The sequence below is a fragment of the Fulvimarina pelagi HTCC2506 genome (assembly GCF_000153705.1).
In the GTDB taxonomy this organism is placed as follows: Bacteria; Pseudomonadota; Alphaproteobacteria; order Rhizobiales; family Rhizobiaceae; genus Fulvimarina; species Fulvimarina pelagi.
Window position 1 is genome coordinate 318,282 of sequence record NZ_DS022272.1, and the last position, 26,664, is coordinate 344,945.

Consider the following 26,664-nt stretch of genomic DNA (forward strand, 5'->3'; position numbering starts at 1 on the left):
CTTCCTCGGCCCTGCGTGGAGGACAAAGGGCCGTCGGACGCTTTCTACGACGATGCGACAGGCTCCGCATGGGAAGAAATCCGTCACGGCATCGTAAAAGTTCCTTAATGTCATCGCGCGGCGCTCAGATCTCTTCCAACTCCAATTCCAGCTTATTCGCGACATCGAGCCGGAACCGTCCCCGACCTGAACGTGCGATCTGTATATGACCGCCTCGCTCTGCGAGCCGGCGTTGCAGCAAGAGCAGACGCGATTCAAGATTATCGAACTGGGCCGGAAGCCGCAGCGATGGATCGAGCCTGAGTTCTCGGTTGGAGAATTCCGTTCGCCCGGTCGCGGCATGTTCGCTTGCCAATTTCCAGAAGATTGCGCCCGCGACCCCCTTGATCAGATAGGCCTCGTCGATGAAGACCGTGTCGTCGAACCGATAATGACGGAGTCGCACCGAACCGGCATAGTCCAGCGTCTGCGGCGTTTGTACCGCGCGGTAATCGCGGCCGTCGCTCTGACCCAGAAGGATGCGCATTCCAAGGCTTTCGGCAATCAGTTGCAGAACGTCCTCGTCATCATAGCTGAAGCGGTTGCGTTGAAGCGACTCGGCGAACAGCACGCCGATCGTCTTGCCGAGCGGGCGCAGCGGAAGCGCGATCTGGCTCAACGGTGCCTCAAGCCCGGGATAGGTGATCACGGTTTCTGGACACGCATTTTCGGCTATTCCCGCCGCCGATCTGATTGCGGCGCCATAGCTGTATTCGGCCGCGAGATGGCCTATCCTGATCGGAACGCCCTCGGCAGCTGCGACGCCGATCACTCCGGAGCCGAGGCCGATTTCCGAACCAATCCCCGTCGTCGCATAGCCATGCGAGGCCACTGTGAACAGCCGGTTCGCCTCGCGGTCGAGCATCAGAACCATCGAATTGCCGATGCCGAGATGCTGTTCGAGTGCGTCGAGCAATGCATCCAGAAGCGGCCCCAGTTCGTCCATCGCGTTCAGTACGGCCGCCACACGCCGCGCGGCGCTGAGGGGATTGCACGGTCGCGACCATTCCAAACGATGCGATTCCAGGGACTCGATCCTGCGCACAAGGAACAGATCGGAGCCGAGCAGGCGGAACACCTTTTCCATCCCGCTATGCGACGCGATGCCGGCCAGCTTGGCGCGCATCGCCTCGAAAAGCGGACCGGCGGTCTGGGTTTCCTCGTAATCGAGGTCGAGCCGGAACTGTGCGTTGGTGTCTGGATCGACCACGACAACCGAGGCTACACGGGTTTCCAGCACGTTGCGCCGCGTCTTATTGAAGAACTGGTAAGACAGCGCAACGCGCGACGGATCGACGTAGTGGACCTGCGAAATCTCCGAGACGTTGGGCATGCCGTCCTTGTCGGACGTGGCGAGGAAGGCCGGTACTACACCTTCCAGACAGTTTCGTATCTGATCGAGCGAAGTCATGACGCTGCGCGCAGCAGCCGTTCGCCCGCTTGGGGGCCGGGCGTTTGGGTAAATGCTTCCCGCGGTACGAATTCGACTGCAACCGCGTCGTCGGTATCGAAGCTGCAATAACTCGAAGAAAAACCTTCGCCGAAATCCGCATCGATCAGCCGGTCGCGGAAAGCGCGCAGATCGCGCAAGACGGTCCTTATGTCATCCGGACGGGCGGCAAGCAGCATCGCCTGGTCGCCCTTGATTTGGACCGATCGATGTGAAGGCACTTCCGACACGGTCAGCGCGATCCTCCCTTCGCGCGTCAGATCGAGCAGAAGCTGCGCATTGGGCGACCGGGCAAGCAGGACCCGCACTCGATCAGGCCCGACGAGCGGGCACCCGAGCGCGATGCCGGCCAAGGGACGCCGATCGAGTCCAACGACACCGAAAATCGTGTTGGCCCCGTTGCGGCAGAATTCCGAGACCTGGGCGAAGGCGACGGCCAGACCCAAAGGATCGGTTTCCTGCAGCGCTTTCTGAACTACGACACTGGACACCGAGGCGACTCACAGAGTTTCCGACAGTTCATACAGGTTGTCCCTAGGTTACACGCATCGCATTTTCCGTGCGAGCGACTTTTTCGCTGTCGGCTCCATCAGCTTGGCCCGGATCGCCGTAGTCGTGAAGCAATTTTTTAAGTTGCAGCGAGCCGCCCCGGGATCTCGGCCGGACAGGCGATCGGGGTGGGAAGTAAGGGGTAGGAGAGACGGACGGGTGCTGCAATAGACGCCACGATGCCTGAATGGGACTATTCGAGCGCGAGGCTTCGGTTTGGTCACCATCGGAACAAGGGCGGATCGTCGTCGAGCTTAAAGCGTCGGCGCCGGAATGACCGATTTCAAATCCGGCGGCGGCTCCTTGCCATGGAGCATTCCAAAAGTCCGACGAGGATCGTTCTGACTTCTTCTGGCCTTTCGTCTAGCTTTCGAAACCGCTGCCAGACGGCGATGTCGCACAGGGCCGCCACTACGCCGACATCTCTAGTACCCGCGTCCGGCGCCAGCGCTTCGCGAACCAGCGCCTCGATCCCCGCGTCGACCTGATCGAGGAAGGCGCTTAATTCGGGCACGCGGTCTCGGTCTCTAGCGGCAACCTCGATCCAGACAGCGGCGCGCTCAAAAAAGCGGTCGAGTTCGTCGACCAGACGTTCCAATCGCGGCCGTCCGGGCTTCCACCCAGCCATAACTTCCGGCGCCTGTTCGGGGAGGGGAGGCTTGATCCTGTCCCAGATCGTTGCGCCACAGGCCTCGAATAGCGACCCGGGGGTAGGAAAATGCCGATACACAGTCGCGGCGCCGACGCCAGCGCGTTCGGCGATCTGGACATAGGACGTGGAGATCACGCCTTGCTCGGCATGTAGCTCAGTCGTCGCTTCGACGATCCGCGCACGGGTCTCGTCCTGCGCCTTTGCGCGTTTACGCATTTGATAGTCGCGGCTCGGCATATGATACCTCCATATTGACGAGAGAGAAATTTCGTGAAATACTTATATCATGAAATATGCGCCTAACCCCAATCGCAAATATGGAGAACCTGAAAATGTTGAACACACCGGTTTACACCACCGCTGCATCTGCAATCGCTTCCGTCCCGGCTCGTGAATTTCTGTCCGCACTCGCGTGGATCAAGGCCGATGGCGCCAACACCGCCGGCACGATGAGCATGATCGAAGTCTTTGCGCCAAACGGATGGGAAACGCCTTGGCACGTCCACTACACCCACGATGAGTATTTCTACGTTCTCGAGGGTGTGATCAGCGCGCAGGTCGGCGAGCATCGCATCACGCTCGAAGCAGGCAACTTCGCCTTTGGACCGCGCGGCATCCCGCACGGCTATCGCGTTGCCGGGTCAGGTCCGGCCCGGCTGCTGATGATGACCAACGACCGCGACTTTGCGGAATTCGTCCGCGAGGCGAGCAGGCCCGCTTCGGGAGACGGATTTCCGGAGCCCTCCGAGCCCGACATTGATTTCCTGATGGCTGCTGCCCGGAGGTCAGGCCAGGATGTGCTTGGTCCGCTGCCGTTCTGATCGACCGTGACTCGGTTGTGCCGGTCACCCACAAGGCCGGCGCAACCGATTGGAAAGTCTGCCTTCGGCCTCGACCAACTCTAGCCTTCGTCGACCGATAGGCATGGATGGGTATCTCCGTGAAGACTGGGCGTCAGAATCAATCCTTCGCGCGACGGAGAGATGCCAAAGGACGTCAGAGCGACGAGCACGGAAAGTGTCCTTTCTCAAAGTCGTACGCCAGAAGGTGCCTGTGCTAACGTCGACATCGAGCATCATCTCCCAAACCACGCTATGCTTGCCGTGCTAACGATAAAGCGACGTCTCCCGGAGACGGGTCCAGGAAACCGCATGAACCGGACCATCAAGGATGCGATGGCAAAACGCTCCGATTACGAAGATTATGAACAGCTTCGTCAACAGCACGCCGGCTTTGGCGCAACTTCAGCTTTGCGTATTGTCGAAGTGCCCATTCGGCTTCGCAGCTTCGAGGCGATCCGCGCGGCTCTAAAGCAAGCATCGCATCAGTTCACTCGAACGAGCAGTATCAAATATGTAAGACGAGGCAGAGAGTCAGGATAGTTCCGCATGGCAGAGAATCGAAAGACTGAGACAGTCACCAAGACTGGTCCGCGCGCTCCGTCGAACCTTCACGATGGGATGCCCATCGCCGACAAGCGGGTCGCTCTGGGAAAGGGCGCTGGGAAGTGGCTTCTGGTCGGTTTTGCCATCTTGATCGTTGCTGCGCTGTTCTTCGTCGGCAGCCTCTAAACGAGTATTCCTGACCGCCCCGTCCAGAGAAAATGTGGGTCGCTCAGTCAGAGCCAGATCCGTCGTGTTGCAAACCAGAGTAGGTCTCCGAGCCCCCGGCGTACGTGTCGGCGTTAGTCAGGAAAAACTCATAACTGTGCTTCAATGACGGAGCCATCGCGACACCCTGCGTCAGCAATTCGAAATTCTCGGACATACGGAACCCGCCTGGAAAACTGTAGGTGTGAAGACTGAACCGGCACTTACAATCGCGAATGGCCTTCTTTCATGTTCACACCTTTTCGCAGGCTTTCTTGCGGTTTGGCGGTCCTCCTTGCCGCGACAGGGATGGCGAATGCGACAACTGTCAGCCTCGAAGCTTACAGCGGCACGGCGACCGCAGTTACGGGCGACATTGAGCTGACGGAAACAGGCATCACGTTTGAGGACGGCACAGTGTTTGGCTTCGGCCCACTCGATGGCACCTCGATCATGATCGATGGCGAATGGCGGCATGCCGATATCTGGCTATCGGACACCCCAGACGATCCCGTCCTATCCTCCGGCAACCGGTTGTGCGGAGAGGGGTCGATTACTTTCGTTGCGGTTTGGGACGACGCCGAGGATGAATGGGACGATCTGCCGTGGAATGATCCGGAGGACGATCTTGTGACGATCGCCGTCTTCACCACGCAGGACATTCCTGAAGACATCGGTGAAATGTGTGCGTCCTATGTGTATTCCTTCACGCCATGAGAATGGTCGCTTCTGATCTATTCAGCCGACTTGTCAGGCCGGCTGCCAGTGAACGCGCCTGCGAAAACTCTTCAGGACCTGACATGGCCCGGATCATTGCGCTCCCATTCATCGCCGCCCAGCCTCCTCATTCGGTGCTCTCAGTCCCTGCTCAAGTGAACAGAGATTGCGATCGTCTTGCGTTCACGGTAGCGGAGGCCGAGGAGTGACAGCGCCGAAACCCATCCCTGCGCCAAGCCATCCCGAAAAGTGCGAGAGCGCCAGCCGGACGTCCCGAACGGCCTTTTTCGTAGGTTTAGTGGCCTTTTCGCTTTTCGCCGCTTACCTTTTCGGAGAGTTCCTGGTCTTGGGGGCATTTTCGATCGCGACGGACGTGGTTTCCAGTTTCTGGTTCTATCTGCTCGCCATCGCGCCGCTCGCTGGTCTAGCGACACTTGTTCTGGCCGTGTCCGGCCCGTGGCGTTGGATCCTGTCCGTCATCGTCGTTGTTTTGGCGATCGGCGGTGCCGCTCTCGATACTTATGCCCTTCATCTCGCTCCTCCCGACGGGCAAAATCCGATCGTCGTCGCCATGGTGGCCATGGTTCAGTTGGCCGCGTTCCTGGTGGTCGGATCATCGATTGTTTGCGTGCGCATGTTCCGGCGATTCTTCTGGCGGCAGTGATTTCTACGGATAGACCGCTCGGCGCTGAATGCTCCATGCGTAAGGAATTCGAGCAACTGACGATTTCGATCGGGGCGCCAAAACAATACGAAACCGTCCGCGTTCGCATTAAACTCGATCAGTTGGAAGCGAAAGAAATAGGCCCCACTCGTACCTTAAGAGCGTTCGGGGACATACGACGCAACTGCTTCTACATTGATCGCGATGCAGACTACTGGGATTGAGAAAGCGCCGCGTCGACGCTTTCATCGAAGAAGTGTCGATTTTAAAGATTCTCGGCAGAACTGCGCCTTCCTGAAGCGACATCGGGGGTGGGCAGGATGGGTTTGTCGCCATTGCGAAGAGAAGTCGGTCCGCGCTCTTTCCGCCCGTCAGGCTGAAACTTCCGATATGGCCTAAGGGGTGGCCGGCACCGCAGACAGCGCGCTTGTGCCGGGCGCAAAGCCAACGTCCAATTCCCTAAGTTCGCCTACCTTCAACTGCGCCTCGGATACTCTTTTATGAGAGGACCGGTCACCGCGAACGCCTCGTTGCGTAAAGCGAAGCGTTCGGCGACTGCAGAGGTCACCATCACGTCGACAGTGATCTTGTTTGACAGCGTCGCGCCACCCGCGGGCGCAGGAGAGACAATGCACGCTGCAGGATGTGGCTGTGCCGACCGTTGTCGCGACTTCTTGGTAGAGCTCTAAGTCAGTATCTGAACCAAACATCCATGTGGTTGCGGTAGACGTTCACGCAGACGCTGGGCGTTCCGTAGACGATCTCATCGAGAACCGCCGGATCGGAATTGCCGTTGGTTACAAGCTGCGGAATTTGCGCTCGCGCATTCTGCGAGACGAAGGTGAAGTCGCCGTCGTCGCCGCGATCCGGTCTCCCGTACCGGTGAAGGTTTGCACGATCCTGCCGAAGAATCGATCCCGCATCGGTCAACGGATATCCGTCCGATGCTTGCTTATCCCTCTCGCTGATCTGCGTGCAATAACTGTCGTCGATCGCCGTTTGCGCGGAAGTCGAACTGACCGAGCTTCCGAGGGAAGCGAGCGCGATGGCGCATAGCATTACAATTCTTCGCATTTGGAAAATCCAGTTCAAGCCGGTTGTTAAGGTCGATGCGGCGTGACAACCACGTCGCCGTAGATTGCGTCGGCACGAACACTGCCGCGGGGTTCCTCGAAACAGCGGCCGAGCTCGGCAGTCCATCCGCTCGGAAACGATGGACGGTCGAAGGAAACCACTGCACGGCCCCATGAGCTCGATCGAGCACCATCCGGACCGGTCAGTTCGGCTCCGCAATAGGAATCGCGGTCTGGCTCGATCCAGTAGCCATAGAAAGTACCTCGTCCCCCGGACGAGAGCGAAAGGCCCGGCAAGTAGAGCCGAACCCGCGAGCCGCGATAGTCGTATGTCAGGACCGCGGTGTCGCCGATATCGGTCTCATAGATGACTTCAGATCCATCGCTGAGAACCCAGGCTTCGTCTGCGATCGCGAACGAAGAGGCATGGAGGCAAAAGGCGATGGTCGATACGATGAATGCCGCAGATTGCCTCGCACGCGACCGGAAACGCGTTGTGCATAGGCATCCATCGGCGCGCTTGGTTAGCCAAACCGACAATCTCTGAGTAACTTTGCGATCGTTCGCAGAGCCGGACGCCTTCAACGACCCGAGTACGAATGCGACTGCCGCCGAAATTCGCTTCGGTTCCATTTTGGTCTTCATTGCTGACCTTAAGTCCATGTCGGCCGGCAGAGACACTGCGAAACCGCTTCTACCTGAAAGCACTTAGCGGAGGCGACAGAGCCCTCCCATGTCCGGCGATCCACGGTTCTTGCCCGCTCGTTCGCGTCACGAATTCGAAGTGGCGCAGCCGCTTAACGAATTATTCTGGACCTGCGGCGAACGGCCGGACAGGAGTTTTGGATTCCCGGACATTTGAAGAAGTTCGCGTCCGGTTCTAAGCCTCGAACCCCGATGGGCATCGCAATCGCCGGCTTCAAAGCCGCAATCGTCGAACAACCGGCCCATCATCGGCGGTCCCGCCGCGCCGCCTCATTGCCCCTCGGTGTCGCGGCGGCGACGTCTGGTCACTCATTGGAGGAATGAGAATTGATACCCCGTGCAGTCGTCCTGATCGCCATTCTTGGTATGCTGTCCTTCACCACGTCCTCCGGTAAGGCTCAGGGTTACGATCCTGAATGTGAGCGTGTACTCCTCAGGGTATGTGGCCCGGTCGGGAGCTACTCGATCCGCGACTGTGCCGAAGACTATGATTTCTGGTCGAACATCCCGGAGTTCTGCGAGGCCGATATTCAAACGATGATCGAGACCGAACGGGAGGTCTACGGTCAGGATCCCGATGCCTTACCGGATATGAGTGAGAAGTTTGGTGAAGACAGCTTCCGCGGCTTTTCCTACGGCGGCATTCTGCGCGGAGGGCCGGAGACCGGTGCCAGACGCCTTGCGAGTCTTTACGACGGGCAGCCGATCGAGATCTTGGAAAACACCGGTGTCTGGATGGACGGGTACGAGTGGTACCGCGTAAGGACAGACGAGAACCTGATTGGTTTCCATTGGGGCGGAATCTTCTGCCAGTCTGGTGGACTTCGCGATAATGGAATTCTCAGCTATTGTTGATGTGATCAAAGTATCGAGCATGCGCTCATTGGGAATATGGAATTCGGAAACTGACATGCTGCAATCGTTTTCCGCGTACCTGTTGTTTCTTTTAGAGTTCTGATGTGACCATTTACCATCAGGCCGGCATTCAAAACGAAGCAATACTTCGTTTCTGCAGCACGGACTACCGTCCAGACGATGCTGCCGAGGCCTATCGAAGCCTTTACGCCGGCGGAAGCGATGTCCGCATCGCTGATCGCGCTTTCTCTGCGAGGTTTGAAGCCCGCACGGTCGGACCGATTGTCATCTTCGATAGATGGCTCAGCGGGGTCTCACACGAGCGTTCGACGCAGAAGATCCGCACGGATGGTTTCGAGCATTTCGTTCTTCAGGCCAATCTGGGTGGAGAGCTCGTCGTCACGACGCCGGATGCGACGAAAATCATTCGACCTGGCGAGATCGCATTGCTTGATGCTGCAAGGCCATACGTAAATCGATGCGATGCGGCGCATATCGTAACCATGTCTGTTGCCCGGCATGTCATCGAGAACGCCATCGGGGATGGTTTAGACCTCCACGGTCGGATACTCGGCTCGGCGACGGCCGCACTACTCCTGGATTTCATGGTTTCGGTGCACCGAAATGCCAACAAATTATCACTCGATGCGGCGCCAGCTTTGATAGACGCTTTATCCAGTCTGCTTTCAATCGCAGCGTCGCCGAATTCCAGCGCTGCGAGCTTCTCCGATGTCTCCCCCGACAAACTGGTAGCGGCAAAGAGGATTGTCCGGGCAAATCTTGGGGACCGACGGCTCGATCCCGAAAAGATCGCGATTATGGCCGGCGTTTCACGGTCCAAACTCTACCAGTTGTTCAAGCCCTCTGGCGGTGTCGACGCCTATTTGCAGGCGCAGCGGGTACGCCGGCTCAAACACCTGCTGTCAAGGCCGCGAGAAACGCGTGGTATCGCGGAATTGGTCTATCTCTGTGGTTTTGCAAGCGAGAGCCATGCCAGCCGCATGTTCAAGACTATGTTCGGAATGCCGCCAGGCGAGTACCGGAAGACTCAGCGTTTCGACGGTTCCGTGACCATACCCAGGGACAGACTGTCGGACGATCCCATCTACACGTGGATCAGCGCATTGAACTTTGGTTGACCCGGTGTCTCGGATTGAGACTGTTTCGGGGTCCGCTCGCGAAAGATGGGCGCTCGTAATCGTCCTTTGTCTGGTACATCTGGTATCTTCGATAGACCGGCACGTCCTGACGCTCGTTCTCGAACCCGTCGGCAAGGATCTGAGACTGGCCGATACCCAACTCGGGTTCGTTCAAGGGACGGCCTATGTCGCCCTTTATGCCATAGCGATTCTTCCGTTTGGAATACTGCTCGATCGGATCAATCGGAAGCTCATTCTTCTCCTTTGTCTGATCTTGTGGTCGGTTGGAACTGCGGTTTGTGCCCTTGCCCAATCATTCGAAGCATTGGTTGCGGGGCGCATGCTGATCGGCCTCGGACAGGCCTCGGTGGTTCCTGCAGCGATGAGCATGATCGCGGGTGCCTTTGCAGATCGTCCGTTCGGACGACCGGTCGCCGCATTTACTGCCTCGGCAACGCTTGGGCGCGGGATCGCTCTCTTCGGAGGCGGGGGACTCCTGATATGGCTTGCTGGCTCTGAGACGTTTCAAGCGCTGGACGAACTGGAACCTTGGCGGCGCCTGCTTCTGCTTTCGCTAATCGCCAATGCAATTGTCCTAGTCGCCGTCGTCGCGTTTGGTTTGTCTGATTTGCCGCGAATGGAGCGCGTCCGTGAACTCGCTATCAGCCAAGTCCTGCTCGCCAATTGGCCCCGGTACGTCACCTATCTCGGGTGTGCGGTCGCGACGGTGATGTCGATCCAGGTTATAGCCGCCTGGACACCGACCGTCTTCGTAAGAACATTTGCAATTGCTCCGGCGGAGAGCGGTCTCCTCGTGGGTGGACTGGTGCTGGCGCTCGGAGCGGTTGGAAACCTCTCTGGCGGGGTCGCGCTCGACAGCTTTTCGAGAAACGGCAAGCGGGCTGCAACGCCGATCGTTATGATCATTGCGCTCAGTGGAGCAATGATCATGGCCCTCATGCTTTGCCTGGCCGATCACATCGTCATCGCGGCTTTCGCTTTCGGGGGAGCAACGCTCTGTCTGGGCGCGGCGACGCCTCTTGCTATCGAGGCGATCCAGCGTCTGACGCCTGCAAAGTTTCGTGCCCGCGTAACGGCAGGTTTCGTTCTTGTCGTCACATTGCTTTCGCTCGGCATAGGACCGGTCTGGGTGGGCTGGTTGAGCGAGAACGCCTATCCGGGCCCCCACAGCCTCAATCATGCGATGCTGACGGTCCTGACTATCGCTGGCATGTTGGGTCTGACGAGCGCCGTCACCGCTTCACTTCTGGGCGATGTCGCGGAGCGCAGACCCGCTTAAAGCCTGGCTACGCCCTCCGGACCATTTATGTGCGACGGGCGGCGTCGTTCCCCGCTGCCCGATCCAGGTTCGACGCTACTGGCAGATGTAACCCGAACAAACCCATCCCGTCGGCTCGCCATCGGCCTCGACGATATACCATGTGCCGTTATCGTTCGCGTCGATGATGTCGCCATATGTTCCGGGCCCAAGCCGGGTCAGTTCATAGTAATTGGAACCGGGGCCTTCACGCACCGACAGGTAGTTGTCGCCGTGTGGGTCGAGGCCACAAACTTCGGCAGCGCCTGCTGACGAGATGCAGGCACCGACGGTAAGCGCGGCTAGGGTCATGGTGGAGATCTTGAGGCAGCGGAACATCGAACATGCTTCCTTCGTATCAGCCCGCACCGAACGGGCTGCTTCTGCCTGGATGGGGCCGATCGGGAAATCCGGCCATGCTTCAGGGTCCGAAATGCAAGCTCTGACGTTCAAGCAGAAACATCCTTGTGGATATTGAAGCGCACGTTCTTACGTAAGCCTGTTGCAGGAAAAGCTATCCCCTGTCTGATGACTGTACCAACCCATCTGCGACGCTGAGATATTCGAAAGAGTGATCAATTCCCCGTCTCCGAAAAACAGCGTATAGGAGCCGTCGGTGCCCTCTTGGACCTCGGTGACTTCGAACGTTTGAGAGCCGTTGTCGTAGCTGCTGGCGGTGAAGGAAAAGGTCTCGACCTCGCAGTCCCAGCGGCCCTCATACGGGTAGCCGTAGGTCCCGCCTTCCGAAAAATTATCTTCGCCTGTTCCGGAACATCCCGCCAGAGAGATAAGAGTCCCCGCGATAGTCAGAAGAACAGCGGTTTTACGGCGACAGATCATGAGATGTCTTTCAAGATGGTTTGGAGCTAGGCGCTCTGGCATCTTCAGTGATCGAGCGAGCGCGCGGCAATGCCCGACCGTCCAAACTCGCCGAACGAGAGGTCGACACGCTGAGATTCCAGATCGCATTCTGTTAGTGCGGGAAAGCGGACCGCCTTCCTCGCAATAGAAAGGATAGTGCGCGTCCCTTCCGGCCGAACAGTTCAAAGGCGAAGGGTCAACATGTGCGGGACCGTCATGCCCCCGAAGATTGCAGCCAGAATGGGCATGGGAAGTCCGCCATAAGCGACCAGCAAGCACCCGGCGATGGCGATTGCCAAGGCGGCGATGCTTGGCCAACCTGCCGCATGTCGCACTGCCCGCAGGCCGAAATTACGGACTTGCTCAATCTGCGCGGGACCGGCGTGAAAAAGCAGGAACAGCAGGCCGACCGCCAGGACAGGGTCGAGTAGCAGAGGTGCTCCGATCGCTGTCAAGGCAAGGTTGCGCGCCCTTGGTTCCTTCCAGACCGTGTGGAGAGCGAGCAAGCATCCAAGAGCTCCGGCTGCCGCGATAATGGACATGACCGGATTGGGCACCGTTGTGCCTATCAAACTCGCAAAGACGTCCGCCGTCGCACTCCGGCGAAACAACGCGCTTCCCCCCACTAGCAAAAGTGCGATACCGACGCCCGTTACTAACGTATGATCTCGCCGGTCGCTGGCGAAATGCCAGGCGGACAGAGCAAGGAAGAGGATAAGCCCGGCGACCGGTTCGGCGAAGATGAACGCCGCCGCCGCCATGCCCGTCACTACGTACGCAACGATCTCGAGCGGCGCGAAGGCGCTCAGCGACGCACGCTGCTCATTGCTTGCGCCGTGGGGCAGCCCGCATGCGAAGTAGAGTGCTGCGACCATCGCTGCCGCAGTCGGTCCCGCCAATTGCGCCAGGACAGCGAGCAGGACGACGACCCACCCCAGCAGGTGGATCGTCTTCGTCGTGCCGAAGCTCAAGGCGCGATTGAGGGATGCCCCATTTCGTTCGCCGTCAGCGGTCACCATCACCATAACCGGCGCCACCATTCTTGGACATCGACAAGTCGACTGGCGTTCGCGACAGAGCTTCGATGGCGGGTTTATAGCCTTCCAACGCACTTCTCCGAAGAACGTAACGCGAGAGAATGATGCCATAGACAAGCTTCGAGAAGACGTCGGCAATGGAATAGAGAAGTTGACGGATGACCACGATGTCCCCCGTGTGACCCAGCTGTGGGAGAGCGTAGGCGATTGGGTAAAGCCCCCAGAACGCGAGAAAGAACCACCAAATATTTTTTGGCCACGCCGCGAGTTCGGCCGGCCCCATGGCGATCGCTCGGCTGATGACGCCGCGCACCTCGATAATGAGCCAAACGAAGAAGATGGTGGAGATGACTCCCCAGACGTTCAAACGCAAATAGTTGCCTGTTTCACCGAACTGGCCGACCAGCCCCGTCCAGATCATCAGAAGTGCTGGAATGCACATCCGGGCAGCTCTGACGTGCAACTCGGGACGAAGGAGCCCGAATGCCAACGGCAGTTGGGTCAGAAGGATAGGGACAGTAATGGTCCAGTTGCCGTAACGATAAGCGTTGGTGAAAGTCGAGTTTTCAGCCAGAGGCTGGTACATTCCTTCGACGAACTCGTAGCTTTGCTCCCAAGCGTTGAACTCGCGCAGCAACGAAAGACCGGCCGAGACCATAACGATCGCGGACATGATCGGAACGATCCGATAGCGCGGCGCCAGCTGAAGCGAAGTCATCAGGAAATACAGCACGAAGGCGAAATGCGCACCGTAGCTCACCATAAGGATGAGCGAACCCATCGTGTACTGACCGACCGTGAGGGAAACGAGGTTTTCAATGTTGCCCAACTGGTCAGCGAATAACTCGGTATCTTGCATGACGGACCCCAACTAGAAACGAAGATATTGATCCACGTGAACAGCAGGATCGTCTCGATCCGTCATCGGCTTTCGCGTGCGGGGATCAAAGCCATTCTGGTTCAGTTGGTTCCCGCACAGCTTGCGACTAGAAGGCGTTCGGCGAACATGTCGCATGCACGAGACAACAACTGGGCACGCGTTCGATGTTCAATCATGTCGCGCTTACTTCCAATCCGGCATCGTGAATTTCCGCCCCGATCCTCCGGGGAATGCCAGTCCCGAATTGAGCCCCACGCCGGAACCCCGGAGCGGCAAACCAATGCGATGACAGTGCGGAGGTCCGACATGCGACAGAGCGGTCGCACCTATGCGGATCAGACAGCTGGAAGATGCTTCTTCAGGAGGCCCCTGGCGTCGACGCGGGCGCGGAGACGTAGGCAAAGGAGATAAATCCCGCCGAACTTGCGCTGAAGGAACAGGGTGTCGACGGGCGGCACCAGATAGACTTGGCGATCCTCGGCGAGTTTCATGCCTTCTTCGCGCATCGTCCGAAAGATCTCTTCCTCGCCGAAATCGAAGCGGTCGCCGTGCTGAAGTAGGCCGGCGGCGAGCTCGAAAAGATCGAGGATCTGGACGCGTTTGCGGGCGGGGACACGATCGTCGAGAAGGCCGAGCTCGCGCAAAGCGCGATCGGCAGCCTCCCGGTCCTCCATAAGGGCAGCCTGAAGGAGCGACCTGCAGTCTTCGGCGAGCTTCTCCGGGAAGCTGCGCGTCGCCCCGAAATCGAGGAGGACGATCCGCTCCGTCCCCGGGGTTACACCCCGCTCAATGCGAAAATTCGCCAGGTTGGGATCCGTCTGCATCGTCCGAAAAGCGAAAAGCTCGTTAAGGGCGAGTTCGATGAGGTTGGCGGCGGTCCGGTCGCGGGTTTCCGGATCAGCAGTGAACAGCGTCTCGAGCGGGGCGCTGTCGACGTGGCTCATCGCTAGGACTTCTCGGGTCGAGAAGTCGTCGTGCACCTCGGGAATGAGAAAGCGTGGATCGTCCTTGAGGAGCTTCCGGAACCGGTTCAGGCACCGGGCCTCGTGTTCGTAATCGGCCTCCTCGTGGAGCTGACGCTTGGCTTCTGCGAGAAGCGGCGAGACATCGAGCTGCCGAGGGATCAACCCCGTCATCCTCAGGAGCGTCGCGACATTGTCGACATCGCTGTCGATCGAGCGGACAATGCCTGGATACTGGACCTTTACCGCGAGATCGCGACCGTCATGGGTGAGGGCGCGGTGAACCTGTCCGATCGAGGCGGCCGCGATCGGCCGGTCCTGAAAGAACTCGAACCGGTGGCGCCAGTCCCGGCCCCAATTGCGCGTGAGCACCGTCTCCAATTGTTGTTTCGGCATCGGGTCAGCGTCGGAGCGCAGGCGACCCATGATTTCGGCGAGTTCGGGCGGAAGGATATCGCCGGCATCCATCGAGACCAGTTGGCCAAGTTTCATCGCCGCGCCGCGCAGTTCCGAGAGCTGGTCGGTAACCCGCCGAACATTACTGGGCGTCAAGAGAAGTTCGGACAGCCGCGGGCGCTGGCCGGCCGCGAGCCGGCCGGCACCTTCCAGAAAGACGTTGCCCGCAAGGCCGCTTGCCAGACCTCCGAACCGCGTTAGCCGGGAAAATCGGCTGCTCGGTACAGGGCGGTCTCGCAATGATCGATCTTTCGGCGGCATGGGTCCGTCTCTTGCCTGCGTTGTTTGTCGTAGATGGCATGCCGCAGTGGCCTTGCCATTGCCGGCGGCGGATCTGCGACGCTTCGCCGTGCCCGCCTTCATCAGACCGAGCTTGCGGATCTGCCGTTCTGGCCGTTTGACAACGACATGATCGATGCTGCCAAGGGAGGCGGTTGAACGAAAGACAGGGCAATTCCTAGAGCATGATTTACGACGCCATCATCCTCGGTGCCGGCGGTGCCGGTCTCATGGCGGCAGCGACGGCCGGGCAGGCGGGTGCAAGGGTCCTCGTCGTCGATCATGCAGCTGAGGCTGGCAAGAAGATACTCATCTCGGGCGGTGGACGCTGCAACTTCACCAACATGAATGTCGAGCCCGGCTGTTTTATTTCCGCAAACCCGCATTTCATGAAATCGGCTTTGAAGCGATATACGCAATGGGATTTTGTGGCGCTGGTCGAAGAGCATAATATCGCCTGGCACGAGAAGACGCTTGGCCAACTCTTCTGCGACGGTTCGGCAAGGCAGATCGTCACGCTGCTGCTCGGCGAATGCCAACGCGGGGGAGTCGAAATTCGCCTTGGAACCGGGATCGGTGCGATCGGCCATGCGGACGGGCGGTTCACGATCGGCCGCGACAGCGCGCGCAGCTTAGTCATTGCGACTGGGGGTCCCTCGATCCCGAAGCTCGGCGCGACGGGGATCGCCTACGAGATCGCCGAGCGGTTCGGCCTGGGTGTGGTCACACCGCGCCCGGCGCTGGTGCCGTTTACCCTCGGTGAAGACGAGCGGCTGTTCAAGGACATCTCCGGCGTCGCATGCCAGGCCGTCGCCTCTATTCGCGACGTCGGCTTCGCGGAAGCGGTCCTTTTCACCCACAAAGGTCTGTCCGGACCGGCCATTCTGCAGATCTCATCCTATTGGAAGCCGGGCGAGGCGATCGCGCTCTGTCTCGATCGCGATGCAGCCGAGCGTTTGAAGGCTGCGAAACGCGCGATGCCGAAGGCGGGCCTGAAAGCTGCGCTCTCGGAACTCCTTCCGAACCGGCTCGCCGATGCCCTGGCCGGCCGTATCGGCCTTGAGAAGCGTCTCGGCGACTGCGCAGACGCAGAACTGGAGCATGCTGCCGAAAGCTTGACCGCGCTGACTTTCCGTCCTTCCGGCACCGAAGGCTATGCCAAGGCTGAGGTCACTGCGGGTGGGATCGACACTGCGTCGCTCTCGTCGAAAACGATGGAGGCGCGCGCCGTGCCGGGCCTTTTTGCGATCGGTGAAGCGGTCGACGTCACTGGCTGGCTCGGCGGCTATAATTTCCAGTGGGCGTGGGCTTCTGGGGTCGCCGCAGGTCGGGCTATCGCTACGAGGGCGAGGGCGGCCGCGAGCTAGCGGCCGCCCTGGCGATCAGAAAGAGCACGCGCTTTCCGGCCGGTCGAGCCCCATTGTGTCGAGATTGGAGACCTGATGGAGAAAGCCTTCCTGCGGCGAAGCAGAAACGACTGACTCTTCAGTGCCGAGTAGTACCGGCTGGCGTAGCTGCCAGTTCCAGTCCCGGAAGGTCAGCCGCTCTCCTTTGAATGCGGCAACGGCGAAATCTTCCGACTTGATGAATTCGTCGAGCACCGCAGGATCGGTCGATTGGGTGCGAGAGGCAGCCTCGCCGACTACGCGCACCGCCGTCCAGGCCTGCATGTCCTTCGCTTCCATGCGCCGTCCTGAAGCATCCTCGAAGCGGTTCTGAATTTGTGCGCCGCCCCATTGTTCGCTCGCAGGATGCCAGGAGCCGGGAGTGAGACCCGAGGTGCCGGCGACTGGGCGTGGCACCCAGGTGCGCCAGGGTACATAGGAGCCGAAGACTTCGGACTCGTCCGCAACGAGCAACACTTCGTGCTCGGGAAGGTCCTGCAGAAAGACCGGCAGCTGGCGCTGGACGAGCGCCTGACCGGAATCAGTTGCGCGCGCCCCGCCGGCATCTTCGAACGTCTTCTCGCCGACAATATTGCCGCCGAACTTTGTCGCTGCGCGCTTCAACGCCTCGGCGAAGAGCTGGTCATCCTCGTGTTCGCCGGCAACCAGCGCCCAGTTCCGCCACTGCTTCCACATGAGATATTGCGCGAGGCCGTCGGCGAGCATCGCGTAGGATGGCGCGGTATGAAGCATGTTCGCCCGGCAATCGGCGTCGCGCAGCCGCGTGTCGAGGGCGCCGGCGTTGAATACGAGGGCGTTGTCTTCGGCGGCGAGGTCCGCGACCGCGAGCGTATGCTCCGCGTTGAGGTCGGTCACGATGTAGTGGATCCCGGCGTCGAGCATTTCCCGCGCCGCCGGCGCTGGGTCGTCGCCCGGCGCGAGGGTCACCACTTCGAGCGTAAACTTCTGGCCCATGAAAGAGCCGGTCGTGTCGTTGTCGGCGATGCCGACCCGCGCACCGGCAACGCCGATATCCTCCGGCGGTATGTCCAGAACCGAAAGTGCGAGCGTCCGCTCGTAGGTCCTCAGATAGCCGATCTTGACTTCGGACAATTGCTGCTGATTGCCAGTCGTAGCGGCCGGCTCCGCAGTCGAAGGCGCTGGTGCTTCGGAGGTTGGCGCCCCACCAGCATCCTGCGCGGATGCGGGACCCGTCCCGGCCGCGATGGCAAGGGCAAGCGAGCTGGAGAGCAGAGCAGTTCGTATGAACTTGGTCGTCGGTCTCTTCGTCATGGCCGGTTTAGGTCCTCCTCGTCCCAATGATCGCCTCCGTCCGCCGTTTGTGGGTTTGATCGCGGCATGGCGCGCGTTAAACCTATGGCACGAAACGGCGGACACCGCTCCGGGAGGTATTCATCCATGTTTTACAGCAATGTTCTGGAAGCCCTGAGGGCAAGACAAGCTGGATTTTTTCCCGTTGTCGTATTGCTGGCAATGATGACAGCGGCTCCAGCGACGGCGCAGGATAAGCCTGCGAGCGAACCGGCGGCAAGCGAGAGCACGTCCGAGCCCACGGCCGATGATGCGGACGTGGCCGCATCCAGCGAGGTGACCCAAAAGGTCGCGATCTTCCCCTTCGAACTGATCGATTCGAGCCTGGAAGGTGACATGCTGGGGGAAAATCCGGACGAGACGGCGCGCCTCCAAAAGATGGCGCCGATGCTGCGAGACGATTTCGAGACCCTCCCGGGTTACGAAATCATGGACACGTCTTCGGCCGACGAGAAAGTGGCGGGCGTCAACTTGCAGTCCTGCGGCAATTGCGGGCTCACCTTCGCCGAGGATCTCGGAGCCGATATCGCTGTTCTTGGTACGGTCCAGAAGGTTTCGAATCTGATCCTGAACATCAACGCTTATGTCTACGATGTCGAAAGCCGTAAGCAGATTGCGCGCGGAAGCTCCGATATCCGTTCCAATACGGACAAGAGCTGGGAGCGTGGCCTCCACTACCTCTTCGACAACGTCCTCAAGGAACAGCTTGAGAGCCGTTCTTGATAAGGTTTCTTGCCAGCGTATCGGATCCTGACGAGGCGCTCGCCGCGCTGCGCGGCGGTGCCGATATTATCGACCTGAAGAATCCCGCTGATGGCGCACTCGGCGGTGTTTCACCGGAACTGATCGCACGTACGATTGCGACGGTCGGCGGCCGTCGCCCGGTCTCTGCCGTCGCCGGCAACCTCCCGATGGAACCTGACGTGGTCCGCAAGGCGGTCGAAGCGCGGCTGGAAGCCGATTTCGTGAAGATCGGGCTCTTTCCGGCAAGCCCCGAGGCAACGCAGTCTGTCATCGAAGCGGCGGCCGAGTTCGGCGAAAAAAGCCTTATGATCGCCGTGCTCTTTGGCGATCAGGCTCCGGACTTCGATATCCTCGACAAGCTAGCGGCTTGTGGGTTCTCAGGTGTCATGCTCGATACGATGGAGAAAGGCGCCGGCGGGCTGACGCGGCATCTGTCGCCAGCTCAACTTCGTGATTTTGTCGGGCGGGCGAAGACGCGCAACCTCATGGTCGGGCTCGCCGGCTCTCTGGAGGGGCCGGATATTCCCCGCCTTGCGCCACTTGAACCTGATTTCCTCGGGTTTCGGGGTGCGCTGACGCAGGGCGGACGAAACGCATTGATCGAGGAGAGCCGCGTCCGCGAGATCGCCGCGTTGATTTCCGGCGATTTCCGCCGAAGTGCTGGAGCAAGCGACCATCCGCTTTCCGAGCAGAAGAGCCCGAATGAGGGCGTGTCCGGAGATCGGGTTTTCGTGAAGGATCTTGTCCTGCCGCTGGAGATCGGTGCCTATGCTCACGAACACGGACGCCGGCAGGACGTGCGGTTTTCGGTCGAGGCCGTGGTCGAGCCGATCCCAGCGAGTGCGCAGAACATGGCCGACGTCTATTCCTACGATGTGATCATCGACGCGATCAAAGCTTTGGCCGAGCGCGGTCACACCATTCTCGTGGAGGAGCTGGCGATACGCCTAGCCGAGACGCTCCTTTCGGATCGGCGGGTTCGACAGATCACGGTCCGCGTCGAAAAGCTCGGGCTTGGACCGGGCGCCGTTGGCGTCGAAATCGTCCGCCGCGGTGCGGCGATTGGCGAATGAAGCCGCCTGGCTTTCTTGGTGACCTAGCATGTTGTAACGATCACGTTATTGCGGCAGACTGGGACCCCCCGCATGAATTGCTGCGTTCCAAGCGTTTCGGATTGGGTGTCGAATGAAGCGTATCTCTCTGGTCAAACTTGGCGGCAGCACCGTCCGCTCGCCCAATCTTCAACGCTGGATCAAAGCGATCGAACACGCGAGCGAGCCTACCGTCGTCGTACCAGGCGGTGGCCCCTTCGCGGATGCCATCCGCAAGATGCAGGCGCGGCTCGGTTACGACGACGCGACCGCACACGAGATGTCGGTTCTAGCGATGGAGCAGTTCGGCTGCGTGCTACTCAATCTGTCAGAGCGGTTCGTAAAGGCTGAAACGATCGAAGCGATCCATGCCGCGTTGAATAATGGGAACATCCCGGTCTGGCTGCCCCGGCACATGGTGATGAAGGCCGAAGAGATACCCCAGAACTGGTCGGTGACCTCCGACTCGCTCGCCGCCTGGATCCAGCAGCAGCTTGGCGCTGAACAGCTCTGTCTGGTCAAGCTCATCGACGTCCCGGAAAATTCGACCGTCGATGCCTTGTCCCGCGCGGCCATCGTCGACGACGCCTTTCCTGAGATGGTTTCCTTCGGCACCCGCCTCTATGTCGCAGGGCCTTCCGATCTCGCTACGGCCGCTCGGCGCTTTGCCGTCGGTGAGATACCCGGCCAGGAAATCCCGGTGACGCTGCGGCGCGAGCGGGGCATCCAGGCTCATGCTGCCGAATAGGCTGATCGCGAAGGCTTGGCAAAGCTCGCTGTTTCGCCGACATAGCGCTCCATGGCGCGCGAACGCATTCTCTTCCTGACAGGGCATCTCGCCCGCCCCCGGCTCCAACGTCTGCTTGAAAGTCTCGGCGAGACCGAGTTCGATTGGGCGATCGCCGACATCGGAGTGAAGGTCGCGGCGCTTGCGACGGGCGATATCATCGAGCGGCGACTGCAGAGACCTGTCGAGGCCGACCGGGTGATGCTGCCGGGCCGCTGCCGTGCCGATCTCGGCAGGCTCTCAGAAAGCTTCGGCGTTCCCTTCGAGCGCGGGCCGGATGAACTGGCCGACCTGCCAGCCCATCTCGGCCGTAAGGGCCCGCCGCCGGATCTTTCTAAGCATGCTATGCGAATCTTCGCCGAAATCGTCGATGCATCGGCGCTTTCCGTGGACGAAATTGTCGCCCGCGCCCGGCCGATGCGGGAGGAAGGTGCCGACGTCATTGATCTCGGCTGCCTGCCGGACACCCCTTTCGACCATATGGAGGAGGCGATCGCCGCCCTGAAGTCCGAAGGCTTTACGGTTAGCGTCGACTCCGCCGATCGCGACGAGTTGCGGCGCGCGATCGCCGCCGGTGCCGATCATGTGCTCTCACTCACCGAGGAGACGCTTGATCTGGCGGAGGGCTATGACGTGATGCCGGTTCTGGTCCCGGCAGTGCCGCATGACATGGCCTCGCTTGGCCGCGCTATCGAGAAGGCGCGGGCGATGGGTATCCGCTTTATGGCGGACCCGATCCTTGATCCGATTCACTTCGGCTTTTCCGCCTCGCTCGTGCGCTATCATCAGATCCGCGAGCGCTATCCCGACATCGAGATGTTGATGGGCACCGGGAATCTGACCGAACTGACGGATGCAGACACATCCGGAATTACCGCCACATTGCTTGGCATCTGCTCGGAACTCGACATCGGCCATCTGCTGATCGTTCATGTCAGTCCGCATACGCGTAAGACGATCGCCGAGCACGATCTCGCTCGGCGGATGCTCTATGCGGCCAAGCGTGACAACGCGCTACCGCGCGGGTATGGACCCGGTCTTCTCCAGATCCACGATGTGCGCCCCTTTGCGGCGACGCCAGAAGAGGTCGCCGAAATGGTGGCCGATGTGAAGGATCGGAACTACCGGATTCAAACCAGTGAGCGCGGCATCCACCTCTACAATCGCGACGTCCATGCTATCGAGCGCGATGCCTTCGACCTTTTCCCTCATATCGACGTCGGTGACGATGTAAGCCACGCTTTCTACCTCGGCGCCGAACTCCAGAAAGCCGAGATCGCGTGGAGCCTCGGCAAACGCTATTCGCAGGACAACCCGCTCGATTTCGGCGTGGGCGCAGCAGTAAGAGAAGAGGACCGGACTCGGCTGGAAAAGGCCGGCCATACGCTGAAGGCGAAAACCGAAAAAGAACGAAAGACAAAAAGCGGCGGCGGCTCGTGCGCCTGAGCCGCGGTCGCCGTTGTGACGGGAGTGACATGGAATGCCCTATATCCGCGAGAGCGTGCTGACGACGAAATCGGCGGATGGCGAGGTACATATCGCACCGCTCGGCATCATTCAGGACGGCGAGCACTGGATCGTCGCCCCGTTCCGCCCCTCGACGACGCTCGAAAACATCGAGGCAAGCCGCCGCGCGGTCGTCAATTATACCGACGATGCCCTGATTTTCGCCGGTTGCCTCACCGGTCGAAAGGACTGGCCGCTGACGGACATCGCCGGCTGCGACATCCCCCGGTTGGAGGCCGCGCTGTCTCATGACGTTCTCGACGTCGTCGAGGTCGAGGAGGACGAACAGCGCCCCCGCTATCGGTGCAAGGTGGTCTCATCGGAAACCCATGCGCCATTCACCGGCATGAACCGCGCCAAGGCGGCCGTCCTCGAAGCCGCGATCCTCGCATCGCGCCTGCACATGCTGCCCGCAGAGAAGATCGAGGACGAGATCGCCTACCTGAAAATCGCCGTCGACAAGACCGCCGGCCCGGCCGAGCACCAAGCCTTCGCTTGGCTGCTGGAGAAGATTATCGAGCATCTGGCGCGGGTGGAGATGGAAGCCGTGGTCGAAGCCGACGACTCGGCTTGAAGCCGAGCGAGTGCTGTATGCGCTTATTCACTGAAGCGATTCTGTCAGTAGCGACGACACGCTGAGTGTTCCGGCCCTCTGAAAACTCGGGCGGCGTTTCGCCGCTAAAGGAAAACAGCGTTCACCCTCGAACCTTTTCGCACGCCGCTTAGTTTCCCGCAGGACTTCGAACCGTTCCAATCTGGAGCCTTGGCCGAAGTGCCCGGATGGAACGTCCCGACAAGCGAAGGGAAATCCCAGTGAACGTCACACTTTCAATTAACGGCAGGTACCACACGCTCGACATCGATCCGCGTACGTCCCTGCTCGATGCCTGCCGCGATCATCTCGCGCTTACCGGATCGAAGAAAGGCTGCGACCACGGCCAGTGCGGGGCCTGCACCATGCTCGTGAATGGTCGTCGCATCAATTCGTGCCTCACCCTCGCGGTGATGCACGAAAACGATACGATCACCACCGTCGAGGGTCTCGGTACCGCCGAAAACCTCCATCCCATGCAAGCCGCCTTCGTCGAACATGACGGTTATCAGTGCGGCTACTGCACCCCGGGCCAGATTGTCTCTGCCGTCGGTATGTTGGGCGAGATCGGCGATGGCTGGCCGAGCCACGTTACCAAGGACATCAAGACCGGTACCGAACTGTCGGGCGACGAGATCCGCGAGCGCATGAGCGGCAACCTCTGCCGTTGCTCTGCCTATCCGAACATCGTCGACGCGATCGAGACCGCTGCCGGCAAGACGAAGGAGCCCGCATGAGACCGTTTGAATATTCCCGCGCACAAAGCGTGGGCGAAGCTCGCACGCTCGGCGGTCGCTATATCGCTGGAGGGACCAATCTCCTCGATCTGATGAAGCTCGAGGTGGAAACGCCCGAGCAACTCGTCGACATCACCCGGCTTCCACTGAACGAGATCAAGGAAACCGAGGACGGTGGCCTCAAGATCGGAGCGCTCGTGACGAACTCCGTGCTTGCTGCGGACGAGCGCATCCGCCGGGATTACGAAGTCCTCTCCCGTGCGCTGCTCGCGGGCGCCTCCGGGCAACTTCGCAACAAGGCTTCGACCGGCGGTAACCTCCTTCAGCGCACCCGCTGCGGCTATTTCTATGAGACCTCTCGGCGCTGCAACAAGCGCGAGCCGGGTTCGGGCTGCGACGCCATCGGCGGCTTCAACCGCATTCATGCAATCCTCGGCCAGTCGAGCAACTGCATTGCGACCCATCCGTCAGACATGGCGGTCGCGATGATGGCTCTCGATGCAGTGGTCGAGACCCAGCAGGCGGACGGACACGAGCGTGAAATCCCACTGAAGGATTTCTACCGCTTGCCGGGTGATACGCCGCATATCGAGAACGAACTCAAAGAAGGCGAATTGATCGTCAACATTCGACTGCCCAAGCCGAAGTCGGGCTATCACGTCTATCGCAAGGTACGTGACAGGGCATCGTATGCCTTCGCTCTCGTCTCCGTCGCCGCGATCATCAAGACCGACGGCAATACCATCACGGAGGCAAGTCTGGCCTTCGGTGGTCTCGCACACAAGCCGTGGCGCGATCCGAAGATCGAGGAAATGCTGGTCGGCCAGGGGCCGCGCCGCAAGCTCTTCGAAGACGCGGCCGATGCCCTCCTCGCCGAAGCCCAAGGCCAGGGCGAGAACGACTTTAAGATCCCGCTCGCGCGGCGCACCCTCATTTCCGTGCTCGCCGAAGCAACGCAAGGAGCGTGAACGATATGAACAAGCACGTCATGGACGAAGCGATCGGCGAGACGCGCCTCGATCGCAACACGCAAGGGGTGATTGGCAAGGGTGCGCCCCGCTACGAGGGCAAGCTCAAGGTGTCGGGCACCGCGCCCTATGCCTACGAGCATCTCGGCGGCGAGGATGTAGCCTACGGCTTCATCGTGCCGGCGAGCATCGCACGCGGTAAGATCCGGTCGGTCGACACCAGCGCGGCCGAGGCTGTTCCCGGTGTCCTGAAGGTCATTTCGGGCGAGAAAATCGTGCGTGCCGCCTCGCAACCGATGGCCCCGGCGGCCCAAACCATCGATGGCGAAGTCTTCCACTACAATCAGCCTGTGGCGGTCGTCATCGCCGACACGTTCGAGGTCGCCCGCCATGCCTCGAAGCTGGTGAAGGTGGAATACTCCGAGACGGAAGGCCGCTTCGACATCACGAACCGCCACACGGTTCGCGAGCCGGATTCGATGCCGATGACGCCGAACCAGTCGCGGGGCGATTTCGAGCACGCCTTTGCTGAAGCCGAAGTCCAGTTCGACCAGACCTATACGACGCCGTCCTATCAGGCGGCGGCCATGGAACCGCACGCGACGACGGCAAAGTGGGACGGCAACCATCTGACGGTCTGGACGTCGCATCAGCTCCTCGAGACCGCTCCCGGCCAGATCGCCAAGCACACCGGGATCGACGAGGACAAGATCACCGTCCACAGCCCCTATATTGGCGGGGGCTTTGGCTCCAAGCTCGGTCTCGGCCCCGATGCGGTCATGGCCGCGAACGCGACGATCGCCATCGGCAAGCCGGTGAAGATCGCACTCACGCGTCAGAACGTCTTCCAGGCGACGTCGCGCCGTGGGGAGACAATTCAGAGAGTGCGCATCGGCGCGACGAAGGCCGGTAAGATCACCTGCTTCGCACACGAGACCGACACGACGAACTCACCGGGCAACGGCTTCTTCGAGCCCTCCGGCATATCTTCTCTCTTTCTCTATCCGGGCAAGGACCGGATCATTGCCCACAACATTGTTGAGACCGATGTCTTGATGACTTCCGCGGTCCGTGCACCGGGCGAAGCGACGGGTATGCTTGCGACCGAGAGTGCTCTCGATGAGCTCGCCGAAACCCTGGGCATTGATCCGGTAGAGTTTCGCCGCATGAACGAGCCGGAGGTTAATCCGCAGGACGACAGGCCGTTCTCGTCGCGTCGCCTGATGGAATGCATCGACGAAGGCGCAAAACGCTTCGGCTGGTCGGATCGACCGGAAAAGCCGGCATCACGACGAGAAGGCGAGTGGCTGATCGGCTACGGGATGTCGTCAGCAAGCCGGAAGAACGATCTCATGCCGTCTGCCGCAGAGATCGAAATGTCATCCGATGGCCGCGCCACGGTGCGTACCGGCATGACCGATATCGGCACTGGCACCTATACGATCCTTCAGCAGATCGCCGCGGAAATGCTCGGCCTGCCGCTCGACATGGTGGATGTTGAACTGGGCGACTCCCGGTTCGCCGCGTCCTCGGGGTCAGGTGGTTCGTGGGGGGCGAACTCAGCCGGCTCATCGGTATATGTCGCTTCGCTCGCGCTCATCCGTGAGCTTGCCAGCCGCCTCGACGCAGATGCCGAGACACTGACCCTCAAGGACGGGCATGCGATTTTCGGCAACAAGCAGATCCCGCTCCCCGATATCCTGAAGGGGGAGACGATCTCTGTCACGGGCAAGATCGAACCCGGCAAGCAGGCGGAGGAGACCCATCAGGCCTCTTACGGCGCGCATTTCTGCGAGGTCGGCGTCAACGTTGTCACTGGAGAGACTCGTATTCGCCGTCTGCTCACCGTTGGGGCAGCGGGCCGCATTCTCAACGAGAAGACGGCAACGTCCCAATGTTACGGCGGTCAGATATGGGGCATCGGCTACGCGCTCGAGGAAGACCTCGTCATCGACAAGCGCAACGGCCTGATCGTCAATCATGATCTTGCCGAGTACCACGTGCCGGTTCATGCCGATGTGCCGGCCCTCGAAGTGGTACTGCTCGAGGATCGCGACCCGCATGCGAGCCCGCTTGCGGGCAAGGGTATAGGCGAACTTGCTATCGCCGGCGTCGGTGCTGCGATCACCAACGCCATCTATAACGCATGTGGAGTTCGTATTCGCGATTACCCGGCGACCCTGGATAAAGTGCTCGCCGGCCTTCCCGACGACTATTTGACAGCTGCCTGACCACGCAGCCCCAAACCGAACTTCCCGGACGGGGCCGGGCAACCGGCCCCGTCTTTTGTCGGCTTC

Annotated in this window: 28 protein-coding genes; 17 read left to right on the forward strand and 11 right to left on the reverse strand. The window is 60.2% G+C overall.

All coding sequences use genetic code 11. The features are described from left to right. Window positions 1–124: 124 nt before the first annotated feature. From FP2506_RS01450 to FP2506_RS17835, 3 genes are all read right to left on the reverse strand, one after another. The gene (locus tag FP2506_RS01450; protein WP_007065580.1) at window positions 125–1,450 is read right to left on the reverse strand and encodes a GAF domain-containing protein; all 1,326 of its coding nucleotides are present in this window, start codon (window positions 1,448–1,450) and stop codon (window positions 125–127) included. Next, window positions 1,447–1,980, reverse strand: a complete 534-nt coding sequence (locus tag FP2506_RS01455; protein WP_007065581.1) for a hypothetical protein — start codon at window positions 1,978–1,980, stop codon at window positions 1,447–1,449. Before FP2506_RS01455 ends, FP2506_RS01450 begins: the two co-directional genes overlap by 4 nt. A 341-nt stretch (window positions 1,981–2,321) precedes the next feature. Then, the gene (locus FP2506_RS17835) at window positions 2,322–2,906 is read right to left on the reverse strand and encodes a TetR/AcrR family transcriptional regulator (protein WP_210160422.1); all 585 of its coding nucleotides are present in this window, start codon (window positions 2,904–2,906) and stop codon (window positions 2,322–2,324) included. Between the two features lie 116 nt (window positions 2,907–3,022). Here FP2506_RS17835 and FP2506_RS17840 point away from each other — a divergent pair, with 116 nt between their 5' ends. The 5 genes from FP2506_RS17840 (at window position 3,023) to FP2506_RS01480 (ending at window position 5,660) form a co-directional block, all read left to right on the forward strand. Then, entirely contained in the window at window positions 3,023–3,511 is a 489-nt protein-coding gene (locus FP2506_RS17840; protein WP_187289015.1) for a cupin domain-containing protein, read from the forward strand. A 330-nt stretch (window positions 3,512–3,841) separates the two neighbouring features. Beyond that, entirely contained in the window at window positions 3,842–4,072 is a 231-nt protein-coding gene (locus FP2506_RS18630; RefSeq protein ID WP_148227433.1) for a hypothetical protein, read from the forward strand. A gap of 6 nt (window positions 4,073–4,078) precedes the next feature. Then, entirely contained in the window at window positions 4,079–4,261 is a 183-nt protein-coding gene (locus FP2506_RS01470; protein ID WP_007065584.1) for a hypothetical protein, read from the forward strand. Window positions 4,262–4,588: 327 nt separating this feature from the next. Further along, window positions 4,589–4,996, forward strand: coding sequence for a hypothetical protein (locus tag FP2506_RS01475; RefSeq protein WP_007065586.1), 408 nt, complete (start codon window positions 4,589–4,591; stop codon window positions 4,994–4,996). Between the two features lie 346 nt (window positions 4,997–5,342). Further along, the gene (locus FP2506_RS01480) at window positions 5,343–5,660 is read left to right on the forward strand and encodes a hypothetical protein (protein WP_148227434.1); all 318 of its coding nucleotides are present in this window, start codon (window positions 5,343–5,345) and stop codon (window positions 5,658–5,660) included. A 690-nt stretch (window positions 5,661–6,350) separates the two neighbouring features. On the opposite strand, the gene FP2506_RS01490 is transcribed toward FP2506_RS01480, so the two are convergent. Both FP2506_RS01490 and FP2506_RS01495 read right to left on the reverse strand, forming a co-directional pair. Beyond that, a complete protein-coding gene (locus FP2506_RS01490; RefSeq protein ID WP_148227435.1) occupies window positions 6,351–6,590 on the reverse strand; it encodes a hypothetical protein in 240 nt (79 codons plus the stop codon). A 170-nt stretch (window positions 6,591–6,760) separates the two neighbouring features. Continuing rightward, a complete protein-coding gene (locus FP2506_RS01495; protein WP_007065590.1) occupies window positions 6,761–7,378 on the reverse strand; it encodes a hypothetical protein in 618 nt (205 codons plus the stop codon). A 387-nt stretch (window positions 7,379–7,765) separates the two neighbouring features. Here FP2506_RS01495 and FP2506_RS01500 point away from each other — a divergent pair, with 387 nt between their 5' ends. The 3 genes from FP2506_RS01500 to FP2506_RS01510 all read left to right on the forward strand — a co-directional run bounded on the left by FP2506_RS01500 (window position 7,766) and on the right by FP2506_RS01510 (window position 10,732). Beyond that, the gene (locus FP2506_RS01500) at window positions 7,766–8,293 is read left to right on the forward strand and encodes an SH3 domain-containing protein (RefSeq protein WP_040488825.1); all 528 of its coding nucleotides are present in this window, start codon (window positions 7,766–7,768) and stop codon (window positions 8,291–8,293) included. 104 nt (window positions 8,294–8,397) lie between these two features. Further along, complete coding sequence (locus FP2506_RS01505) at window positions 8,398–9,432, forward strand: helix-turn-helix domain-containing protein (RefSeq protein WP_007065593.1); 1,035 nt, start codon at window positions 8,398–8,400, stop codon at window positions 9,430–9,432. Window positions 9,433–9,436: 4 nt separating this feature from the next. Next, a complete protein-coding gene (locus FP2506_RS01510; protein WP_007065594.1) occupies window positions 9,437–10,732 on the forward strand; it encodes an MFS transporter in 1,296 nt (431 codons plus the stop codon). Between the two features lie 75 nt (window positions 10,733–10,807). Here FP2506_RS01510 and FP2506_RS01515 read toward each other — a convergent pair whose 3' ends face one another. The 5 genes from FP2506_RS01515 to FP2506_RS01535 form a co-directional block, all read right to left on the reverse strand. Further along, window positions 10,808–11,089, reverse strand: a complete 282-nt coding sequence (locus tag FP2506_RS01515; protein WP_040488826.1) for an SH3 domain-containing protein — start codon at window positions 11,087–11,089, stop codon at window positions 10,808–10,810. Between the two features lie 150 nt (window positions 11,090–11,239). After that, window positions 11,240–11,590, reverse strand: coding sequence for a hypothetical protein (locus FP2506_RS01520; RefSeq protein WP_007065596.1), 351 nt, complete (start codon window positions 11,588–11,590; stop codon window positions 11,240–11,242). A gap of 203 nt (window positions 11,591–11,793) precedes the next feature. Further along, window positions 11,794–12,651, reverse strand: a complete 858-nt coding sequence (locus FP2506_RS01525; protein WP_007065597.1) for a Brp/Blh family beta-carotene 15,15'-dioxygenase — start codon at window positions 12,649–12,651, stop codon at window positions 11,794–11,796. Further along, the gene (locus tag FP2506_RS01530; RefSeq protein ID WP_007065598.1) at window positions 12,617–13,507 is read right to left on the reverse strand and encodes a bacteriorhodopsin; all 891 of its coding nucleotides are present in this window, start codon (window positions 13,505–13,507) and stop codon (window positions 12,617–12,619) included. The genes FP2506_RS01525 and FP2506_RS01530 overlap by 35 nt, the downstream gene beginning before the upstream one ends. A 356-nt stretch (window positions 13,508–13,863) precedes the next feature. Beyond that, window positions 13,864–15,186, reverse strand: coding sequence for an ABC1 kinase family protein (locus FP2506_RS01535; RefSeq protein ID WP_007065599.1), 1,323 nt, complete (start codon window positions 15,184–15,186; stop codon window positions 13,864–13,866). Window positions 15,187–15,410: 224 nt separating this feature from the next. Between FP2506_RS01535 and FP2506_RS01540 the strand changes: the two genes are divergently transcribed. After that, window positions 15,411–16,592 (forward strand): BaiN/RdsA family NAD(P)/FAD-dependent oxidoreductase, encoded by a 1,182-nt coding sequence (locus tag FP2506_RS01540; protein ID WP_007065601.1) that lies wholly within the window; start codon window positions 15,411–15,413, stop codon window positions 16,590–16,592. Between the two features lie 15 nt (window positions 16,593–16,607). On the opposite strand, the gene FP2506_RS01545 is transcribed toward FP2506_RS01540, so the two are convergent. Further along, on the reverse strand, window positions 16,608–17,903 hold the full coding sequence (locus FP2506_RS01545) for an ABC transporter substrate-binding protein (RefSeq protein WP_007065602.1): 1,296 nt from the start codon (window positions 17,901–17,903) through the stop codon (window positions 16,608–16,610). Between the two features lie 126 nt (window positions 17,904–18,029). On the opposite strand from FP2506_RS01545, the gene FP2506_RS01550 reads away from it, so the two are divergent. The 8 genes from FP2506_RS01550 (at window position 18,030) to FP2506_RS01585 (ending at window position 26,598) form a co-directional block, all read left to right on the forward strand. Next, window positions 18,030–18,665 (forward strand): DUF3280 domain-containing protein, encoded by a 636-nt coding sequence (locus FP2506_RS01550; protein ID WP_050764964.1) that lies wholly within the window; start codon window positions 18,030–18,032, stop codon window positions 18,663–18,665. Then, entirely contained in the window at window positions 18,662–19,759 is a 1,098-nt protein-coding gene (locus tag FP2506_RS01555) for a (5-formylfuran-3-yl)methyl phosphate synthase (RefSeq protein WP_007065604.1), read from the forward strand. The genes FP2506_RS01550 and FP2506_RS01555 overlap by 4 nt, the downstream gene beginning before the upstream one ends. A 112-nt stretch (window positions 19,760–19,871) precedes the next feature. Further along, entirely contained in the window at window positions 19,872–20,525 is a 654-nt protein-coding gene (locus FP2506_RS01560; RefSeq protein WP_007065605.1) for an amino acid kinase family protein, read from the forward strand. A gap of 51 nt (window positions 20,526–20,576) precedes the next feature. Then, a complete protein-coding gene (locus FP2506_RS01565) occupies window positions 20,577–22,010 on the forward strand; it encodes a DUF6513 domain-containing protein (RefSeq protein WP_007065606.1) in 1,434 nt (477 codons plus the stop codon). Window positions 22,011–22,044: 34 nt separating this feature from the next. Next, window positions 22,045–22,644: a DUF447 domain-containing protein gene (locus tag FP2506_RS01570; protein WP_007065607.1), complete on the forward strand. Its 600-nt coding sequence runs from the start codon at window positions 22,045–22,047 to the stop codon at window positions 22,642–22,644. A gap of 206 nt (window positions 22,645–22,850) precedes the next feature. Continuing rightward, the gene (locus tag FP2506_RS01575) at window positions 22,851–23,399 is read left to right on the forward strand and encodes a 2Fe-2S iron-sulfur cluster-binding protein (protein ID WP_007065608.1); all 549 of its coding nucleotides are present in this window, start codon (window positions 22,851–22,853) and stop codon (window positions 23,397–23,399) included. After that, window positions 23,396–24,367 carry an FAD binding domain-containing protein gene (locus tag FP2506_RS01580; protein ID WP_040488829.1) on the forward strand — a complete coding sequence of 324 codons (972 nt, stop codon included), beginning with the start codon at window positions 23,396–23,398 and terminating at the stop codon, window positions 24,365–24,367. The genes FP2506_RS01575 and FP2506_RS01580 overlap by 4 nt, the downstream gene beginning before the upstream one ends. 5 nt (window positions 24,368–24,372) lie before the next feature. Further along, window positions 24,373–26,598 carry a xanthine dehydrogenase family protein molybdopterin-binding subunit gene (locus FP2506_RS01585; protein ID WP_040489289.1) on the forward strand — a complete coding sequence of 742 codons (2,226 nt, stop codon included), beginning with the start codon at window positions 24,373–24,375 and terminating at the stop codon, window positions 26,596–26,598. The last annotated feature ends 66 nt before the right edge of the window (window positions 26,599–26,664 follow it).

Bases quoted from the DNA above. Each gene is read 5' to 3' on its own strand.
- FP2506_RS01450 (WP_007065580.1), bottom strand. From the start codon at position 1,450: ATGACTTCGCTCGATCAGATACGAAACTGTCTGGAAGGTGTAGTACCG.
- FP2506_RS17835 (WP_210160422.1), bottom strand. From the start codon at position 2,906: ATGCGTAAACGCGCAAAGGCGCAGGACGAGACCCGTGCGCGGATCGTC.
- FP2506_RS17840 (WP_187289015.1), top strand. From the start codon at position 3,023: ATGTTGAACACACCGGTTTACACCACCGCTGCATCTGCAATCGCTTCC.
- FP2506_RS18630 (WP_148227433.1), top strand. From the start codon at position 3,842: ATGAACCGGACCATCAAGGATGCGATGGCAAAACGCTCCGATTACGAA.
- FP2506_RS01470 (WP_007065584.1), top strand. From the start codon at position 4,079: ATGGCAGAGAATCGAAAGACTGAGACAGTCACCAAGACTGGTCCGCGC.
- FP2506_RS01475 (WP_007065586.1), top strand. From the start codon at position 4,589: ATGGCGAATGCGACAACTGTCAGCCTCGAAGCTTACAGCGGCACGGCG.
- FP2506_RS01495 (WP_007065590.1), bottom strand. From the start codon at position 7,378: ATGAAGACCAAAATGGAACCGAAGCGAATTTCGGCGGCAGTCGCATTC.
- FP2506_RS01515 (WP_040488826.1), bottom strand. From the start codon at position 11,089: ATGTTCCGCTGCCTCAAGATCTCCACCATGACCCTAGCCGCGCTTACC.
- FP2506_RS01520 (WP_007065596.1), bottom strand. From the start codon at position 11,590: ATGATCTGTCGCCGTAAAACCGCTGTTCTTCTGACTATCGCGGGGACT.
- FP2506_RS01525 (WP_007065597.1), bottom strand. From the start codon at position 12,651: ATGGTGGCGCCGGTTATGGTGATGGTGACCGCTGACGGCGAACGAAAT.
- FP2506_RS01530 (WP_007065598.1), bottom strand. From the start codon at position 13,507: ATGCAAGATACCGAGTTATTCGCTGACCAGTTGGGCAACATTGAAAAC.
- FP2506_RS01540 (WP_007065601.1), top strand. From the start codon at position 15,411: ATGATTTACGACGCCATCATCCTCGGTGCCGGCGGTGCCGGTCTCATG.
- FP2506_RS01545 (WP_007065602.1), bottom strand. From the start codon at position 17,903: ATGACGAAGAGACCGACGACCAAGTTCATACGAACTGCTCTGCTCTCC.
- FP2506_RS01550 (WP_050764964.1), top strand. From the start codon at position 18,030: ATGTTTTACAGCAATGTTCTGGAAGCCCTGAGGGCAAGACAAGCTGGA.
- FP2506_RS01560 (WP_007065605.1), top strand. From the start codon at position 19,872: ATGAAGCGTATCTCTCTGGTCAAACTTGGCGGCAGCACCGTCCGCTCG.
- FP2506_RS01565 (WP_007065606.1), top strand. From the start codon at position 20,577: ATGGCGCGCGAACGCATTCTCTTCCTGACAGGGCATCTCGCCCGCCCC.
- FP2506_RS01570 (WP_007065607.1), top strand. From the start codon at position 22,045: ATGCCCTATATCCGCGAGAGCGTGCTGACGACGAAATCGGCGGATGGC.
- FP2506_RS01575 (WP_007065608.1), top strand. From the start codon at position 22,851: ATGGAACGTCCCGACAAGCGAAGGGAAATCCCAGTGAACGTCACACTT.
- FP2506_RS01580 (WP_040488829.1), top strand. From the start codon at position 23,396: ATGAGACCGTTTGAATATTCCCGCGCACAAAGCGTGGGCGAAGCTCGC.
- FP2506_RS01585 (WP_040489289.1), top strand. From the start codon at position 24,373: ATGAACAAGCACGTCATGGACGAAGCGATCGGCGAGACGCGCCTCGAT.